12 protein-coding genes are annotated in these 18,831 nt (G+C 68.6%); 11 read left to right on the plus strand and 1 reads right to left on the minus strand.

Going from position 1 to position 18,831, the window contains the following annotated elements; all coding sequences use genetic code 11:
* Window positions 1-226: 226 nt before the first annotated feature.
* Window positions 227-1,756, minus strand: coding sequence for a UDP-N-acetylglucosamine 1-carboxyvinyltransferase (locus OG370_RS32100; protein ID WP_328470429.1), 1,530 nt, complete (start codon window positions 1,754-1,756; stop codon window positions 227-229).
* A gap of 401 nt (window positions 1,757-2,157) precedes the next feature.
* On the opposite strand from OG370_RS32100, the gene acnA reads away from it, so the two are divergent.
* From acnA to OG370_RS32155, 11 genes are all read left to right on the plus strand, one after another.
* Window positions 2,158-4,872 carry an aconitate hydratase AcnA gene (acnA, locus tag OG370_RS32105; RefSeq protein ID WP_328470431.1) on the plus strand — a complete coding sequence of 905 codons (2,715 nt, stop codon included), beginning with the start codon at window positions 2,158-2,160 and terminating at the stop codon, window positions 4,870-4,872.
* Window positions 4,873-5,359: 487 nt separating this feature from the next.
* The gene (ngcE, locus tag OG370_RS32110) at window positions 5,360-6,784 is read left to right on the plus strand and encodes an N-acetylglucosamine/diacetylchitobiose ABC transporter substrate-binding protein (protein ID WP_328470433.1); all 1,425 of its coding nucleotides are present in this window, start codon (window positions 5,360-5,362) and stop codon (window positions 6,782-6,784) included.
* A gap of 42 nt (window positions 6,785-6,826) precedes the next feature.
* On the plus strand, window positions 6,827-7,756 hold the full coding sequence (locus tag OG370_RS32115; protein WP_328470435.1) for a carbohydrate ABC transporter permease: 930 nt from the start codon (window positions 6,827-6,829) through the stop codon (window positions 7,754-7,756).
* A 10-nt stretch (window positions 7,757-7,766) separates the two neighbouring features.
* The gene (locus OG370_RS32120) at window positions 7,767-8,702 is read left to right on the plus strand and encodes a carbohydrate ABC transporter permease (protein ID WP_328470437.1); all 936 of its coding nucleotides are present in this window, start codon (window positions 7,767-7,769) and stop codon (window positions 8,700-8,702) included.
* A 262-nt stretch (window positions 8,703-8,964) separates the two neighbouring features.
* On the plus strand, window positions 8,965-10,167 hold the full coding sequence (locus OG370_RS32125) for an ROK family transcriptional regulator (protein ID WP_328470439.1): 1,203 nt from the start codon (window positions 8,965-8,967) through the stop codon (window positions 10,165-10,167).
* 138 nt (window positions 10,168-10,305) lie between these two features.
* Complete coding sequence (locus OG370_RS32130) at window positions 10,306-11,394, plus strand: sugar ABC transporter substrate-binding protein (protein WP_328470440.1); 1,089 nt, start codon at window positions 10,306-10,308, stop codon at window positions 11,392-11,394.
* Window positions 11,395-11,609: 215 nt separating this feature from the next.
* The gene (locus OG370_RS32135) at window positions 11,610-12,398 is read left to right on the plus strand and encodes an ATP-binding cassette domain-containing protein (RefSeq protein WP_328470442.1); all 789 of its coding nucleotides are present in this window, start codon (window positions 11,610-11,612) and stop codon (window positions 12,396-12,398) included.
* Entirely contained in the window at window positions 12,395-13,696 is a 1,302-nt protein-coding gene (locus OG370_RS32140) for a sugar ABC transporter permease (protein WP_443060784.1), read from the plus strand. The genes OG370_RS32135 and OG370_RS32140 overlap by 4 nt, the downstream gene beginning before the upstream one ends.
* A 260-nt stretch (window positions 13,697-13,956) precedes the next feature.
* A complete protein-coding gene (gene dxs / locus OG370_RS32145; protein WP_328470444.1) occupies window positions 13,957-15,912 on the plus strand; it encodes a 1-deoxy-D-xylulose-5-phosphate synthase in 1,956 nt (651 codons plus the stop codon).
* 254 nt (window positions 15,913-16,166) lie between these two features.
* Entirely contained in the window at window positions 16,167-17,669 is a 1,503-nt protein-coding gene (locus OG370_RS32150; RefSeq protein ID WP_328470446.1) for an amino acid permease, read from the plus strand.
* Window positions 17,670-17,844: 175 nt separating this feature from the next.
* Window positions 17,845-18,711, plus strand: a complete 867-nt coding sequence (locus OG370_RS32155; RefSeq protein ID WP_328470448.1) for a DsbA family protein — start codon at window positions 17,845-17,847, stop codon at window positions 18,709-18,711.
* Window positions 18,712-18,831: the final 120 nt, after the last annotated feature.

Genomic DNA, 18,831 nt, shown 5'->3' on the forward strand with positions numbered 1-18,831 from the left:
TGCCACTCGTCACGTCAGTCATCAACTGTCGCTTCCAGCTCGGGAGTTACACCACTCACCGCACAGACCCTCGCGTAGCTGCCGCCGGTCGGCAGAGCCTGTGCCTGTGGAGCATGGCTCGTAGCCCACCCGCCGGCCCAAAGTCCCAGAGAAGTCCCTCAGATGCCGCCGGGCCCCCTCTGACCCGCTAAACACCGGGTCAGAGGGGTCCGGCGGCATGCGTGGGTCAGATGTCGCGGAAGATCTCGATCTGCGCGCCGATCGTGTTCAGCCGCTCGGCGAGGTCCTCGTAACCGCGGTTGATGACATAGACGTTGCGCAGCACCGAGGTGCCCTCGGCGGCCATCATCGCCAGCAGCACCACCACCGCGGGGCGCAGCGCGGGCGGGCACATCATCTCGGCGGCGCGCCAGCGGGTCGGGCCCTCGACCAGCACCCGGTGCGGGTCGAGGAGTTTGACCTGGGCGCCCAGCCGGGTCAGTTCGGTGAGGTAGATGGCCCGGTTGTCGTAGACCCAGTCGTGGATCAGCGTGGAGCCCTGGGCGGTGGCGGCGATGGCCGCGAAGAACGGCACGTTGTCGATGTTGAGCCCGGGGAACGGCATCGGGTGGATCTTGTCGATCGGCGAACTCAGCTTGGAGGGGCGGACGGTGAGGTCCACCAGCCGGGTGCGGCCGTTGTCCGCGCGGTACTCGGGGGTGAGTTCGTGGTCCAGCCCCATCTCCTCCAGCACCGCGAGTTCGATCTCCATGAACTCGATCGGCACCCGGCGGATGGTCAGTTCGGACTCGGTGACGACCGCCGCGGCCAGCAGGCTCATCGCCTCGACCGGGTCCTCGGAGGGCGCGTAGTCCACGTCGCGGTCGATCTCGGCGACGCCGTGCACGGTGAGCGTGGTGGTGCCGATGCCCTCCACCTGCACGCCCAGCTCCTCCAGGAAGAAGCACAGGTCCTGGACCATGTAGTTGGAGCTGGCGTTGCGGATGACGGTCACGCCCTCGTAACGGGCCGCGGCCAGCAGCGCGTTCTCGGTCACGGTGTCGCCGCGCTCGGTCAGCACGATCGCCCGCTTCGGGGTGATGCCGCGGTCCACCTCGGCGTGGTACGTGCCGTCGGTCGCGGTGATGTCCAGGCCGAAGTGGCGCAGCGCGTTCATGTGCGGCTGCACGGTGCGGGTGCCCAGGTCGCAGCCGCCCGCGTACGGGATGCGGAAGCGGTCGGTGCGGTGCAGCAACGGGCCGAGGAACATGATGACGCTGCGGGTGCGGCGGGCGGCGTCGGTGTCCATCGCGGCCAGGTCCAGCTCGGCCGGCGGCACGATCTCCAGGTCGTTGCCGTCGTTGATCCAGCGGGTGCGCACGCCGATGCTGCCCAGCACCTCGAGGATGCGGTAGACCTCCTCGATCCGCGCCACCCGGCGCAGCGTGGTCCGGCCGGCGTTCAGCAGCGTGGCGCAGAGCAGCGCGACGCACGCGTTCTTACTCGTCTTGACGTCTATGGCGCCGGACAGCCGGCGCCCCCCGACCACTCTGAGGTGCATCGGGCCGGCGTAACCGAGGGACACGATCTCGCTGTCCAGCGCCTCGCCGATTCTGGCGATCATCTCAAGGCTGATGTTCTGGTTGCCGCGCTCGATCCGGTTGACGGCGCTCTGGCTGGTGCCGAGCGCTTCCGCGAGTTGCGCCTGTGTCCAGCCTCGATGTTGACGGGCGTCTCGGATGAGCCTGCCGATGCGTGCGAGGTAATCGTCGGTCATGTCGACCAGGCTATCTCACATATGAGATAGAGCAACGCGGGTTAGGCCATTCGTGGCGAGTCGGGGACATCCGTTGCGGCACTGGTACGCGGCCGACTCGGCCGGTGTCGCGGCCCGTCCTCACCGTAACGCCGGCGCCGGTGCCTGCCATCCGGGGCGCGGCCGTGCGGGTACCCCTCACCCGCACAGACGGCGCCCATCCGGATTCGGTTCCACCTCCCGGTCGCCGGGGGAGTCGAGGCGGGCTTCGATGGGGGCAGCGCATCACGCGGCGGGCCGGGGGTACCCGAATCGAGGTGGTGTACTAGAGTTATCTCGACATCGAGATATCTGCCGAGGCGTGCCGTCGGGACGCCAGCAATGCGGTGGTACGCGCGAGAACATGCATGAAGGAGACTGTCGTGTCGGCGAACAGCTTCGACGCCCGCAGCAGCTTGCAGGTGGGCGACGAATCGTATGAGATCTTCCGGCTGGACAAGGTGGAGGGCTCGGCCCGGCTGCCGTACAGCCTGAAGGTGCTGCTGGAGAACCTGCTGCGCACCGAGGACGGCGCGAACATCACCGCCGACCACATCCGGGCGGTCGGCGGATGGGACTCGCAGGCCCAGCCGAGCCAGGAGATCCAGTTCACGCCGGCCCGCGTGATCATGCAGGACTTCACCGGCGTGCCGTGCGTGGTGGACCTCGCGACCATGCGCGAGGCGGTCAAGGAGCTGGGCGGCGACCCGGCGAAGATCAACCCGCTCGCCCCGGCCGAGCTGGTCATCGACCACTCGGTGATCGCCGACCGCTTCGGCACCCCGGAGTCCTTCGCGCAGAACGTCGAGTTGGAGTACGGCCGGAACAAGGAGCGGTACCAGTTCCTGCGCTGGGGCCAGACCGCGTTCGACGAGTTCAAGGTGGTCCCGCCCGGCACCGGCATCGTCCACCAGGTGAACATCGAGCACCTGGCCCGCACCGTCATGGTCCGCGGCGGCCAGGCGTACCCCGACACCCTGGTCGGCACCGACTCCCACACCACCATGGTCAACGGCCTGGGCGTGCTCGGCTGGGGCGTCGGCGGCATCGAGGCCGAGGCCGCGATGCTCGGCCAGCCGGTGTCCATGCTGATCCCGCGGGTGGTCGGTTTCAAGCTCACCGGCGAGCTGCCGGCCGGCACCACCGCCACCGACCTGGTGCTCACCATCACCGAGATGCTGCGCAAGCACGGCGTGGTCGGCAAGTTCGTCGAGTTCTACGGCGAGGGCGTCGCCGCCACGTCGCTGGCCAACCGCGCCACCATCGGCAACATGTCGCCGGAGTTCGGCTCCACCGCGGCGATCTTCCCGATCGACGCCGAGACACTGAGCTACCTCAAGCTCACCGGCCGCTCGGCCCAGCAGGTCGCGCTGGTCGAGGCGTACGCCAAGGAGCAGGGCCTGTGGCTGGACCCGGCCGCCGAGCCGGACTACTCCGAGAAGCTGGAGCTGGACCTGTCCACGGTGGTGCCGTCCATCGCCGGGCCCAAGCGCCCGCAGGACCGCATCGTGCTGGCCAACTCCGCGCAGCAGTTCGCCCGCGACGTGCGCAACTACGTCACCGACGACGAGGAGGCGGGCAAGGAGTCCTTCCCGGCCTCCGACTCCCCGGCCACCCACAACGGCGTGCCCACCAAGCCGACCCTGGTGACCACCCCCGAGGGCGACACCTACGAGATCGACCACGGCGCCGTCACCGTCGCCGCGATCACCTCGTGCACCAACACCTCGAACCCGTACGTGATGGTGGCCGCCGCCCTGGTGGCCAAGAAGGCCGTCGAGAAGGGCCTGACCCGCAAGCCGTGGGTGAAGACCACCCTCGCCCCGGGTTCGAAGGTCGTCACCGACTACTTCGACAAGGCGCACCTCACCCCGTACCTGGACAAGCTCGGCTTCAACCTGGTCGGGTACGGCTGCACCACCTGCATCGGCAACTCGGGACCGCTGCCCGAGGAGGTCTCCAAGGCGGTCAACGAGGCCGACCTCGCGGTGGCCGCGGTGCTCTCCGGCAACCGCAACTTCGAGGGCCGGATCAACCCGGACGTCAAGATGAACTACCTCGCCTCCCCGCCGCTGGTCGTCGCGTACGCCATCGCCGGCTCGATGAAGGTGGACATCACCAGGGACGTGCTGGGCACCGACACCGAGGGCAAGCCGGTGTACCTGGCGGACATCTGGCCGAGCGAGGCCGAGGTGAACGACGTGGTCGCCTCCGCGATCGGCCAGGACATGTTCACCGAGTCCTACCAGGACGTCTTCGCCGGCGACGCGCAGTGGCAGGCGCTGCCGATCCCCACCGGCAACACCTTCGAGTGGGACCCGCAGTCCACCTACGTGCGCAAGCCCCCGTACTTCGAGGGCATGGGCACCGAGCCGGAGCCGGTCACCGACATCTCCGGCGCGCGGGTGCTGGCCAAACTCGGCGACTCCGTCACCACCGACCACATCTCGCCGGCCGGCGCCATCAAGGCCGACACCCCGGCCGGCCAGTACCTCACCGAGCACGGCGTGCAGCGCCGCGACTTCAACAGCTACGGCTCGCGTCGCGGCAACCACGAGGTCATGATTCGTGGCACCTTCGCCAACATCCGGCTGCGCAACCAGATCGCCCCGGGCACGGAGGGCGGTTTCACCCGCGACTTCACCCAGGACGGCGGGCCGGTCGCGTTCATCTACGACGCCTCGCGCCACTACATCGAGCAGGGCACCCCGCTGGTCGTGCTGGCCGGCAAGGAGTACGGCTCCGGCTCGTCCCGTGACTGGGCCGCCAAGGGCACCGCGCTGCTGGGCGTGAAGGCCGTCATTGCCGAGTCCTACGAGCGCATCCACCGCTCCAACCTGATCGGCATGGGTGTGCTGCCGCTGCAGTACCCCGAGGGCGAGTCCGCGCAGACCCTGGGCCTGACCGGCGAGGAGACCTTCTCCTTCGCCGGGGTGACCGCGCTCAACGACGGCACCACCCCGCGTACGGTCAAGGTCAGCACCGACACCGGCGTCGAGTTCGACGCGGTGGTGCGGATCGACACCCCCGGAGAGGCCGACTACTACCGCAACGGCGGCATCATGCAGTACGTCCTGCGCTCGCTGCTGCGCAAGTGAGCCGATGACCCGGGCGTAACACGTCCGAAGCACCACTGTCGGCCGGACGGGCCGCACCCCTGTCACCCGGGGGTGCGGCCCGTCCGCGTTTCCCGGCAGGTCGCCCGCCGCTGGGCGCTTCCACCCGGTTCACTACTTGAACGCACCGAACCGGGAGAGCCGTTGGGAACTGAATACAACACGGGTCCGAGCTTTCGGCTGGGCGAACATCCCACGTTTCGGACAGGTCTCAACTCGGGAAAGCTTGGTGGCCAAACTCTCATTCGATCTTGCCCTGCCCGAGTCAAGTGGACTATACCTGTCGGCGTCCGGGAACCCGCTGAGCGCGGGGGCGCGCGGGGGGTGCTGACAGGGTGGCCAACACGGCCGTCGGCTATCGTTCCTCGCCTCACTGGATGCACTGCATCACTCACGCTTCAACTGTTCGCGGTCGTCGGCGGATTCCGCTGCACCGCATGAGTCCTGGAAGAAGGCTGAGGACTTGAGCATGGGCTCCGAGATCAACCGCCGCGATGCCATCAAGCGGGCCGTCGCCATCGGCGTGGTGGCCGTCCCGTCCGCCTCGCTGCTGTCGGCCTGCGCCTCCAGCGGAGGCGGCAGCGACAAGCCGAAGGCGGACCCCACCGGTGCGAAGACGGCGAACAACCCGCTCGGCGTGAAGAAGGGAACGCCGCTGGAGGCGTTCATCTTCAAGGGCGGCTTCGGCGACTCGTACGTCAAGGCCGCGGAGACGGTCTACAACTCCGAGTACGGCATCAAGGTCAAGCACACCGGCACGCAGGGCCTGGGCCCGAAGCTCCAGCCGCGCTTCGCCAGCAACACCCCGCCGGACATCATGGACAACTCCGGCGCCGACAACCTCGACACCGCGGCCCTGGCCAAGGAGAGCAAGCTCCAGGACCTCACCCCGCTGCTGGACGCCCCCACCATCGACGACCCGAGCAAGAAGGTCCGCGACGTCCTGATCGCCGGCACCGTCGAGCAGGGCCAGTTCGGCACCCAGGCGATGTACGCGTTCAACTACGCGTTCACCGTCTACGGCGGCTGGTACTCCAACAAGCTCTTCCAGGACAAGGGCTGGGAGTACCCGCAGACCTTCGACCAGGCGCTGGCCCTGGGCGCCAAGGCGAAGAAGGAGAACATCTCCCTCTTCACCTACCCGGGCAAGTACCCGTACTACGTCCACTTCGACCTGCTCGCCCAGATCGGCAAGATCGGCGGCAAGGACGTCCTCAACGCCATCGACGACCTCGAGGACGGCGCCTGGCAGGTGGACGCCGTCAAGCAGGTCATCGGGTACTACGAGGAGGTCGCGGCGAAGAAGTACTTCATGCCCGGCTCCGAGGGCATGACCCACATCCAGATGCAGACCGCCTGGACCAAGGGCAAGGCCGCCATAGTGGCGGACGGCTCGTGGGTGGAGAACGAGGCCGCTCCGACCATGCCGAAGGACTTCGACCTGGCCGTCGGCGCGCTGGTCGGCTCCGGCACGTCCGACAAGCTGCCGTTCGGCACCGTCTACGCCGCGGCCGGCGAGCCGTACATCGTCGCCGCCAACGGCAAGAACCCGGTCGGCGGCATGGAACTGCTGCGGATCATGATCAGCAAGAAGCAGACCGACAACTTCACCAACACCACGAAGTCGCTGACCTGCATCACCGGCGCCTCGGAGGGCCTGACCCTGACCCCGGGCCTGGCCTCCGCGTCCAAGGCGCTGACGGCCGCCGGGCCGAACGTGCTCAACTCGCGGCTCCAGGACTGGTACGTCAAGCTCAACCAGGAGACCCTGGGCAACCTGACGCTCCAGCTGCTGACCGGCAAGATCGACGCCAAGAAGTGGATCGAAGGCGCGCAGAAGGCCGCGGACGCCACCAAGGCCGACTCGTCCGTGCCCAAGTTCAAGCACGTGTGACCCGAACATTCCCTGACGGCTGAGACGAGAGCGACCGGCACTATGCGACACGGCAAGTACCGGTTCATCATCGGGTTTCTGGCAATTCCTGTGGCGTTGTACGCGGTCCTTGTGATCTCGCCCTTCGTCCAGGACTTCCAGATCTCGTTGACGGACTGGAGCGGGTTGACCCCCGAGAAGCACTACATCGGGCTGGACAACTACCAGAAGATCATCCACAACAACCTCTTCTGGAAGGCACTGTGGCACAACGTCCTGATGCTGCTGATCGTGCCGATCGTGACGCTCGCGCTGGGACTCTTCTTCGCCTTCATGCTCAATGTCGGCGGCCGGCGGCGTAAAGGCAGCGCGTCGGTCGTCGGCGTTCGGGGCGCGGGTTTCTACAAGATCGTCTACTTCTTCCCGCAGGTGCTGTCGGTCACGGTGATCGCGGTGCTGTGGGAGCAGATCTACAACCCCGACCCGGACAACGGCCTGCTCAACTCGCTGCTGGGCGACGTGGGCCTCACCTCGCTCCAGCAGTCCTGGCTGGGCGACCCGAACATCGCGCTCGCCTGCATCATGGCGGTGATGGTCTGGGCGAACGTCGGCTTCTACGTGGTGCTCTTCTCCGCCGGCATGGCTTCGATCCCCGGTGAGATCTACGAGGCGGCGCTGCTGGACGGCGCCAACCGCTATGTCACCTTCTTCCGGGTCACGCTGCCGCTGCTGCGCGACACGGTGGCCACCGGCTGGGTCTACATGGGCATCATCGCCATGGACGGCTTCGCCTTCGTCCAGCTGATGTCGGTCAACAACGGCGGGCCGAGCGAGACCACCGACGTGGTGCCGCTGCTGCTGTACAAGACGGCATTCCGCGACAACAGCCAGTACGGCATGGCGGCCGCGATGGGTGTCGCGATGCTGATCGTGACGCTGCTGTTCGCCGTCCTGACGCTGCGGCTGAACCGCCGCGAGCGCATCGAGTTCTAGGGGTGCCGCGATGACCACAGAGATTTTCGAAGACGCGCCCGGTCCGGCGGACAAGAACCCGAACCAGGTGATCCAGAAGCCCGCGCCCGACGCGGCGGCCAAACACCGCTGGCGCGGTGAGGGAGTGGTGCTGAACGTCTTCAGCCACGGCTTCCTGGCCGTGTGGGCGCTGATGGTGGCGGTACCGCTGCTGTGGGCGCTGTGGAGCTCGTTCAAGACCTCGGGCGACATCCTTTCGCACCCCTGGTCGCTGCCGCTGCACCCGCACGTGGACAGCTGGTCGCGCGCCTGGACCAAGGCGCACATGAGCCGCTACTTCATCAACACGGTGATCGTGGTGGGCTTCTCGACCGTCGGCACCATGCTGTTCGGTTCGATGGCCGCTTATGTACTGGCCCGATTCGAGTTCTTCGGCAACCGCTTCATCTACTTCCTGTTCGTCGGGGGCATGGCCTTCCCGGTCGTGATGGTGCTGGTGCCGCTGTTCTTCGTGACGAAGAACCTGGGCATCCTGAACACGCTGCCCGGCCTGATCCTGGTCTACATCGCCTACTCGCTGCCGTTCACCGTCTTCTTCATGACGTCGTTCTTCAGAACGCTGCCGACCTCGGTGGCGGAGGCGGCACTGGTCGACGGGGCGAGCCACACCCGCACGTTCTTCCAGATCATGGTGCCGATGGCCAAGCCGGGCATCATCAGCATCGGGATCTTCAACGTGCTCGGGCAGTGGAACCAGTATCTGCTGCCCCTGGTGCTCAACCAGGGCAACACCGACAAATGGGTGCTCACGCAGGGTCTGGCCGACCTGTCCGTGCAGCAGGGCTACCAGGGCGACTGGTCGGGCCTGTTCGCCGGCCTGTCGATCGCGATGCTGCCGGTGCTGGCGATCTACATCATCTTCCAGCGCCAGGTGCAGGCGGGCCTGACCGCGGGTGCCGTGAAATAGGCCCTCCGCCCGGCTCGGTACACCCCTTACGCTGTCCCCAGCGGCTCCGCGAGCATGCGGAGCCGCTGGTCGGCGTACGGGGCGGTTCGCGTAACGGTGTGGTTCTCCCCCTTGACGGGACATCACCCCTAACACTCAACTTAGAGTTCACATGTTGTAGACGACGGGGTCTCACTGGTGTGGCAGCTCTGACGCCGGTACCCGGGCCTCGTCCCGTGCGGGCAGCCGGAACCGCTCCGGCTGCCGGGCAGGAGTGGATGTCGTGGAGACACCGGGATCGCAGTCATCGCTGCACCGGGCCAACCTGGAGCGCGTGGTGCGAGCCGTCCGGCTGGCCGGCTCGCTCACCCAGGCGGAGATCGCGCGCACGACCGGTCTGTCGGCGGCGACGGTGTCCAACATCGTGCGCGAGTTGCGGGACAACGGGACGGTGCAGGTCACGCCGACCTCCTCGGGCGGTCGGCGGGCGCGCAGCGTGGCGCTGTCCGGGGACGCGGGCATCGTGGTCGGCGTCGACTTCGGCCACTCGCACCTGCGGGTCGCGGTCGGCAACCTCGCCCACCAGGTGCTCGCCGAGCAGTCCGAGCCGATCGACGTGGACGCCTCGGCGTCCCAGGGCTTCGACCGGGCCGAGCAGTTGGTGGCGCGGCTGGTGGAGTCCACCGGGATCGACCGGGACAAGGTGCTCGGGGTGGGCCTCGGCGTGCCCGGGCCGATCGACATGGAGACCGGCACGCTCGGGTCCACCGCGATCCTGCCCGGCTGGAGCGGCATCAACCCGCGGCAGGAGCTGACCGACCGGCTCGGCGTCCCGGTCCAGGTGGACAACGACGCCAACCTCGGCGCCCTGGGCGAGTTGGTGTGGGGCGGCGGCCGCGGGGTCAAGGACCTGGCGTACATCAAGGTGGCCAGCGGTGTCGGCGCCGGCCTGGTGGTGGACGGGCGGATCTACCGCGGCCCGGGCGGCACCGCCGGGGAGATCGGCCACATCACCCTCGACGAGTCAGGTCCGGTGTGCCGCTGCGGCAACCGCGGCTGCCTGGAGACCTTCACCGCGGCGCGCTACGTGCTGGAACTGCTGCGAGGCAGTCACGGGGAGAACCTCACCATTCCCAAAATGGTGCAATTGGGACGGGAGGGGGACCCGGGATGCCGCCGGGTGATCGGCGACGTCGGGCGGCACATCGGCATGGGCGTGGCGAGTCTGTGCAACCTCCTCAACCCCAGCAGGGTCGTGCTGGGCGGGGACCTGGCGGAGGCGGGGGAGTTGGTGCTCGGCCCGATCCGCGAGTCGGTGTCGCGATACGCCATTCCGAGCGCGGCCCAGCGGCTGTCGGTGATGCCCGGCGCGCTCGGCGCGCGGGCCGAGGTTCTGGGCGCGCTTGCCCTGGTTCTGAGCGAGATGGGCGATTCCACGCTTCTCGACGGGAACACACCCGTTGATACACCCGCCTTTTCGGCATAACGGAGCGTTCACACAGCTAACGAAACGCGCCGTTGCCATCTCGTTAAGTGTTTACTTCTTGACGACACGTGTCAGCCGGAGTTGACTCACGACCACCTCGGCCGCAGTGTTGCGGCCCTGTCAGGGAGGCAACCTCAGATGAACGCAATGACGCGTCGGATCGTCATCGGCACGGCGGCTGTGTCGATGGCGCTCACCATGGCCGCGTGCGGCAAGGCGGGCGGCAGCAGCGGCAAGGGCGGCGACGCCAAGTCGATCGGCATCCTCCTTCCGGACACCGTCACCGCGCGGTACGGCTCCTTCGACAAGCCGTTGATGGAGAAGAAGATCAAGGAGCTGTGCTCCGATTGCAAGGTCAGCTACGACAACGCCGCCGGTGACCCGTCGACGCAGGCGCAGCAGGTCAACACGATGATCACCAAGGGTGTCAAGGTGCTCATCCTCGACCCGCAGGACTCGGTGGCGATCCAGTCCTCGGTCGAGCAGGCGGTCAAGAAGGGCATCAAGGTCATCGCGTACGACCGCCTCGCCCAGGGCCCGATCTCCGCGTACGTCTCGTACGACAACGAGAAGATCGGCGAGCTGCAGGGCCAGGCGCTGCTGACCGCCATGGGCGCCAACGCCAAGCCGACCTCCAAGATCGTCATGATCAACGGCGACCCGTCCGACCCGAACGCCGCGATGTTCAAGGCCGGCGCGCACAGGGCGCTCGACGGCAAGGTCAACATCGCCTACGAGCAGACCGGTCTGTGGAAGGACACCGAGGCCAACAAGAAGATGACCGCGGCGATCACCTCGATCGGCGCGAAGAACATCGCGGGCGTCTACTCGGCCAACGACACGATGGCCGGCGGTATCGTCACCGCGCTCAAGGCCAACCACATCAACCCGCCGCTGACCGGCCAGGACGCCGAACTGACGGGCCTGCAGCGGATTCTGGTGGGTACTCAGACCTCCACCATCTACAAGCCCTACAAGCCTGAGGCCGACGCCACCGCCGAGATCGCGGTCGACATGATCAACGGCAAGGACTGGAAGTCGATCACCGACACCACCGCCAAGAGCGGGTCGGGCCAGACCATTCCGTCGCACCTGATCACGGCCACCTCGGTGACCAAGGCCAACATCAACAGCACGGTGGTGAAGGACGGTCTGTACAAGATCTCCGACCTGTGCTCTGCGGAGTTCGTCACGGCCTGCAAGTCGGCCGGCATCGCCGTGGGCTGACGGCACCGCCTCCCGTGAGCCTGTCCGGCGCCCCGCCCCACATCAACCACCCCGCTGCCGGGGCGGGGCGCCGGACGGAAACGCTCGCGGGGTTCTTCCGCGGGGGCGGGGTTCCACCTCTTCCCCGTTAACGTTGTCATCGTGTGCTTCGCGGCACACACACCGCGGCTGACGTTCCAGTACGCGGCATCCCCGCCGGTCAGGCGGCGAAGGAGATGGTTCACGTGTCCGCTACGCCCGTGTTGGCGTTGCGCGGAGTCTCCAAGCGATTCGGTGCGGTTCAGGCCCTCACCGATGTCGAGTTGGAGGTCCATGCCGGAGAAGTGGTCGCCCTGGTGGGCGACAACGGTGCCGGTAAATCCACTTTGGTCAAGACGATCGCCGGGGTCCACCCCATCGACGACGGCGTCATCGAGTGGGAGGGCAAGGGCGTCACCATCAACCGCCCGCACGATGCCCAGCAACTCGGTGTGGCCACCGTCTACCAGGACCTCGCGCTGTGCGACAACCTCGACGTTGTCGGCAACCTCTTCCTCGGTCGCGAGCTGCTGCGTTTCGGCAGCCTCGACGAGGTCACCATGGAGCAGCGCTCCCGCGAGCTGCTCAACACCCTCTCGATCCGCATCCCCAGCGTGCGCATCCCGATCGCCAGCCTCTCCGGCGGTCAGCGACAGGTCGTCGCGATCGCCCGCGCGCTGATCGGCGAGCCGAAGGTCGTCATCCTCGACGAACCGACCGCCGCCCTCGGTGTCGAACAGACCGCCCAGGTGCTCGACCTGGTCGAGCGGCTGCGCGAGCGCGGCCTCGGCGTCATTCTGATCAGCCACAACATGGCCGACGTGACCGCCGTGGCCGACACCGTGCACGTGCTCCGGCTCGGCCGGAACAACGGCTCGTTCCCGGTCAAGGGCACGACGAACGAACAGATCATCGCCGCGATCACCGGTGCCACGGACAACGCCGTGACCCGTCGGCAGACGCGCAACGCGGAGGCGGCCAAGTGAGCAGCGACAAGACCACCGTTGACACCTCGAAGGGCGGCGCGCCCATCGACGAGGTACCGCCGCCCGCCGTGGTGGCGGTCGACCCCCGGCTGCTCGTCCGTGAGCAGGGCTTCGCCGGCTACATCACCGAGTTCAAGCGCCGGGTCAAGGGCGGCGAGCTGGGCTCGATGCCCGTCATCGCGGCGCTGATCATCATCTTCGTCGTCTTCCAGCTCGCGAACAGCCGGTTCCTGAGCGCGGACAACCTCACCAACATCGGCTACTACCTGGCCGGGGCCGGACTGCTCTCCATCGGCCTGGTGTTCGTGCTGCTGCTCGGTGAGATCGACCTGTCGGTCGCCTCGGTCAGCGGGCTGTCCGCGGCGATCTTCGCCACGTTCACCACCACCCACGGCATGAACCTGTGGTTGGCGGCGCTGCTGGTGGTCGTGATCGGCGTCCTCATCGGCGCCTTCCACGGGTTCTTCCTGGCCAAGATCGGTGTGCCGGCGTTCGTGGTCACCCTGGCCGGCTTCCTCGGCTGGAACGGCTTCATGCTGTGGCTGCTGCGCAAGACCGGCAGCATCTCGATCGCCGACAAGGGTCCGATCCACTACATGGACCAGACCTCGTTCTTCATGAACTCCAGCATCGCCGGCGCCTACATCCTGGCCACCGTCGGTGTCGCGCTGTTCCTCGGCACCGCACTGGTCGACCAGGGCCGCCGCCGCAAGGCCGGCGTGCCCTACCGGGCCACCAGCGAGGTCGTGATGCGCACGGTGCTGCTGGCGATCGTCGCCTACGGTGTCGCGATCGTGCTGAACAACTCCCGCGGTGTGCCGAACGCCCTGGTGCTGTTCCTGGTCGTCCTGGTGATATCCGACTTCGTGGTCCGGCGCACCACCTTCGGCCGCAAGGTCTTCGCGCTCGGCGGCAGCCTCGAGGCGTCCCGCCGGGCCGGCATCAACGTGCCCGCGATCCAGATCGCGGTGTTCGCCATCGCCGGCGGCTTCGCCGCGCTGGGCGGCCTGTTCCTCGCCGGCCAGATCGAGACCGCGAACACCCAGGCCGGTACGGGCAACGTCCTGATGCTGGCGATCGCGGCCGCGGTCATCGGCGGCACCAGCCTCTTCGGCGGCCGGGGCAGCGTGTGGTCGGCCCTGATCGGTGGCCTGGTCATCGAGTCCATCCAGACGGGCCTCAACCTGCTGAACATGGACACCTCGATCCAGTACATGATCACGGCCGCGGTGCTGCTCGCCGCGGTGATCATCGACTCGGTGTCCCGCAGGACACAGCGGACGTCCGGCCGCGCCTAGCCACCGGCCGCACCACCACGAGGCACCCGCGCCGGGTGCGCCCGGACCCACAGTCCGGGCGCACCCGGCGCTTCGCCGTACGGCCGTACGGCGGTCGTACGGCCGTGCGGGCGCGCCTGCGCGGGTACCGGCCGGAACACAGCCGGTGACATATCTCGCACGGGTCGGCGGACGCTCCGGTATCCGGAACATTAGACTCGCTGAATGGCCAGATCGGCCCGCCGCGACGGACAAGTGCGCGCTAGGAAGAGGAGGCACGGGTGGCACTGCTGACCCGTATCAACGGACCCCGCGACCTCGACCGGCTCAGCCCGCAGCAACTGGTGGAACTCGCCGAGGAGATCAGGGACTTCCTCGTCGACGCGGTCTCCAAGACCGGCGGCCACCTCGGCCCGAACCTCGGCGTGGTCGAGCTGACCATCGCGCTGCACCGGGTCTTCCACTCGCCCGCCGACCGCGTCCTCTTCGACACCGGCCACCAGGCGTACGTGCACAAGCTGCTCACCGGCCGTCAGGACTTCGCGAAGCTCAAGAGCACCGGCGGCCTGTCCGGGTACCCCTCGCGCGCCGAGTCCGAGCACGACGTGATCGAGAACAGCCACGCCTCCACCGTGCTCGGCTGGGCCGACGGCCTCGCGAAGGCGAACGAGCTGCTCGACCGCGACGACCGGGTGGTCGCCGTGATCGGTGACGGCGCGCTCACCGGCGGCATGGCCTGGGAGGCGCTGAACAACATCGCCGCCGCCAAGCACCGCCCGCTGGTCATCGTGGTCAACGACAACGAGTGGTCGTACTCGCCGACCATCGGCGGCCTGGCCAACCACCTCGCCACCCTGCGCACCACCGACGGGTACGAACAGTTCCTCGCCCGCACCAAGGAGGTGCTGGAGCGCACCCCGCTGATCGGCAAGCCGCTCTACGAGACGCTGCACGGCGCGAAGAAGGGCCTGAAGGACTTCGTCACCCCGCAGGGCATGTTCGAGGACCTGGGCCTGAAGTACCTCGGCCCGATCGACGGCCACGACATCGACGCGGTGGAGTCCGCGCTCCAGCGCGCCAAGCGCTTCCGCGGCCCGGTCATCGTGCACTGCATCACCGAGAAGGGCCGCGGCTACACCCCGGCCGAGCGCGACGAGACCGACCGCTTCCACGGCATCGGCCCGATCCACCCCGACACCGGGCTGCCGGTCGCGGCCGGCGGCGCCGACTGGACCTCGGTCTTCGGCGACGAGATGCTCGAACTCGGCAAGGAGCGCGAGGACATCGTCGCGATCACCGCGGCGATGCTGCACCCGGTGGGCCTGACGAAGTTCGCCAAGGCGTTCCCCGAGCGGGTCTACGACGTCGGCATCGCCGAGCAGCACGCCGCGACCTCCGCGGCCGGCCTGGCCACCGGCGGCCTGCACCCGGTCTTCGCGGTCTACGCCACCTTCCTCAACCGCGCCTTCGACCAGGTGCTGATGGACGTCGCGCTGCACAAGTGCGGCGTCACCTTCGTGCTGGACCGGGCCGGCGTCACCGGCAGCGACGGCGCCTCGCACAACGGTATGTGGGACATGTCCATCCTCCAGGTCGTGCCCGGCCTGCGGATCGCCGCGCCGCGCGACGCCGACCAGGTCCGCGCGCAGTTGCGCGAGGCGGTCGAGGTGGACGACGCGCCGACCGTGGTGCGCTACTCCAAGGGCGCGGTCGGCCCCGCGGTCGCCGCGGTCGGCCGGATCGGGGGCATGGACCTGCTGCGCGCCCCCGCCGAGGGGACCAAGCGCCCGGACGTGCTGCTGGTCTCGGTCGGCGCGCTCGCCCCGATGTGCCTGGAGATCGCCTCGCTGCTGGACGCGCAGGGCATCACGACGACCGTGGTCGACCCGCGCTGGGTGAAGCCGGTCGACCCCGAGCTGCCGGCGCTGGCCGCCCGGCACCGGGTGGTCGTCACCGTCGAGGACAACGGCCGGGTCGGCGGCGTCGGCTCGGCCGTCGCCCAGGCGCTGCGCGACGCCGAAGTGGACGTGCCGCTGCGGGACTTCGGCATTCCGCCGCGGTTCCTGGCGCACGGCTCCCGCAAGGACGTGCTGGCCGCCATCGGGCTCACCGCGCCGGACATCGCCCGCCAGGTGACCGGGGTGGTCGCCACCATCGACGGACGGTTCGCCGACGAGGCGGACAGCCCGGGCGCGGTCGCCACGGCCGACGCGGCCGACGAGGTCAGCCAGGACTGACCGCCCGCGGCCGTACCCCGGCCCGGGCCCGTACGCCGGCCCAGGGCCGCCGTACACCGGCCGGGCCGGGACGCGAGCCGCCGCGCGGGCGCGCCGCGACACATGCAGGGGGTTCACCCGCAGGGGTGGACCCCCTGCACCGTGGAGGGACGCTTAGGCGCGCCTTTACGGGTGAGGCGATCCACCGGAGTGGAGTAACGAGCACCGCCTCGGGACCGACCGGGGCGGTGCGACGATCCGATGGAGGTGCGCTCGTGGACTCCGGCACGCGTGAGGCGACGACGCGGCGGCAAGGGGTGTTCCGTGCCAAGACGATCGAGGAGTCCATCGCGGACACCGAGGACCCCGAGCACGGACTGCGGAAGGAGCTGTCGGCGCTCGACCTGATCGTCTACGGGGTCGGCGTCATCGTCGGCACCGGCATCTTCGTGGTGACCGGCTCGGTCGCCAAGCAGTACGCCGGCCCGGCCATCGCCCTCGCCTTCATCGCCTCCGCCGTGGTCTGCGGCCTCGCCGCCCTCTGCTACGCCGAGTTCGCCTCCACCGTGCCGGTGGCCGGGTCCGCGTACACCTTCAGCTACGCCTCGATCGGGGAGCTGCCGGCCTGGATCATCGGCTGGGACCTGGTGCTGGAACTGGCGCTCGGCGCGGGCGTGGTGGCCGGCGGCTGGTCGGGATACGTGCGGAACCTGCTGTCGAACGTGGGCATCACCGTGCCGCAGCAGCTCAGCCACTCCAGCGGCCACTACGGCTTCGACATCCTCGCGGCTGGCCTGGTGCTGGTGCTCACCGCCATCGTGATGGCCGGCATGAAGCTGTCGGCGCGGATCACCGGCCTGGTGGTCGCGGTCAAGGTGACCGTGGTGCTGCTGGTGATCTTCGCCGGGCTGTTCTTCATCACCGGCAGCAACTACTCGCCGTTCCTGCCGCCGTCCAAGGCGAACACCAGCGGCGGCTCGGACCTGCACGCGCCGCTGGTGCAGGTCATGTTCGGCTTCACCCCGTCGTCCTTCGGCGTGATGGGGATCTTCTCCGGCGCCGCGGTGGTCTTCTTCGCCTTCATCGGCTTCGACATCGTGGCCACCGCCGCCGAGGAGACCCGCCACCCGCAGCGGGACATGCCGCGCGGCATCTTCGGCTCGCTGGTGGTGTGCACCGTGCTCTACGTCGCGGTGTCGCTGGTGGTCACCGGCATGCAGAAGTACTCGGAGCTGGACACCAGCGCCCCGCTGGCCAGCGCGTTCAAGGCGGTCGGCGCGCCCTTCTGGTCCGGCCTGATCAGCTTCGGCGCCGCGGTCGGCCTGACCTCGGTGGTGATGATCCTGCTGCTGGGCCAGACCCGGGTGTTCTTCGCGATGAGCCGGGACGGCCTGCTGCCGCGCGCCTTCTCCCGGGTCCACCCGCGCTTCGGCACCCCGTACCGCACCACGGTGCTGCTCGGCGTGATCGTCGCGCTGATCGCCGGGCTCTTCACCGTCGGGGAACTGGAGGAGATGGTGAACATCGGCACGCTCTTCGCGTTCATCGTCGTCGCCATCGGCGTGATCGTGCTGCGGCGCACCCGTCCTGAGCTGCCGCGCGCCTTCCGGGCCCCCTGGGTGCCGGTGCTGCCGGTGCTGTCGGTGTGCGCGTCGCTGTGGCTGATGATCAACCTCAGCGTGGAGACCTGGCTGAGGTTCGCCGGCTGGATGCTGGTCGGCTTCGCGATCTACTTCGGGTACGGCCGCAGCCACAGCAGGCTCGCCCGGCGCGACTGACCGCCCCGGGCCCCGCCCGGGCCCCGCCGTGCCGACCGACCCGAGTCCGCGCCGCCGACCGCCGGAGCCCCGGCCGCCGGGGCAACCGACCGCCGGGCCACCCGTTTTCCGGGGTGGGCCGGACCGGTGGTAGAAATGCGCGAGAGCAGTGCGGGACGATCGAGGTGGCGTAGTCATGACGGAGTCCAAGGGACCCGGCAAAAGCGGCGGTGCGGCGGCGCCGGCGAAGAAGAAGCGGAAGGGCCCGCTCGCCAAGGTGCGGCCCTATGCGGTCGGCATCATGGCGGTGGTCGTGGTCTTCGGCGGCTCCGCGCTGATCGGCGCGCACGTGCGCGCCTCCAAGGACGACAAGGTGTCGGCCCCGACCGGCGCGGTCGGGCCCGCGGTGGTGCCGACCGGCCCGGTGAGCCTGAGCAGCACCGCGAGCCCGAGCCCCAGCGCCAGCAGCGGCCCCAACCTCCAGGTGGCGGTGCGCCCGGCCATCCCGGTCACCGTCACCATCTACGAGGACCTGCGCAGCCCCGACTCCAAGGCGTTCGCCGAGGAGTACGAAGCGGTCCTGCGCCAGATGCTCACCACCGGCCAGGTCCAGATCCACTACCAGCTCGTCACCTCCTCGGACGCGACGTACGGCGGCAAGAGCTCGCAGTACGCCGCCAACGCGGCCGCCTGCGCGCAGGACCAGGGCCGCTTCACGCAGTTCGTGCAGGAGATCTGGGACCACCAGCCGGACCCGCACAGCCACGACCTCGGCAACGAGAAGCTGATCAAGACGCTCGCCCACAAGGCCAAGAAGATCAAGATGGCCAACTTCGAGCCGTGCATCGAGCAGGGCGACCACAAGGGCTGGGTGATCAAGTCGCAGGCCGACTTCGCCCGCTCCGGTCTCGGCCAGCTGCCCGCGCTGGAGATCAACGGCAAGCAGGTCAAGAACGTCCGCACCTCGCTCACCCCGGACAAGCTGCGCTCCATGGTGAACAAGGAGACCAAGCGCGTGATCGCCGTGCAGGCCACCCCGAGTGCCTCACCGACCCTGAGCTGACACTCCGTCGGGCACCGCGCCGTCCGGCGCGACCCGCACCCGCGCACCGCCCGACACGAGCCGCCCGGCGTCCAACGCCCGGCGGCTCGTGTCGTTTCCCCGCGTCGCCCGGTGTTCTCC

Origin of the sequence: Streptomyces sp. NBC_00448 (assembly GCF_036014115.1) — a bacterium.
Taxonomy (GTDB): domain Bacteria; phylum Actinomycetota; class Actinomycetes; order Streptomycetales; family Streptomycetaceae; genus Actinacidiphila.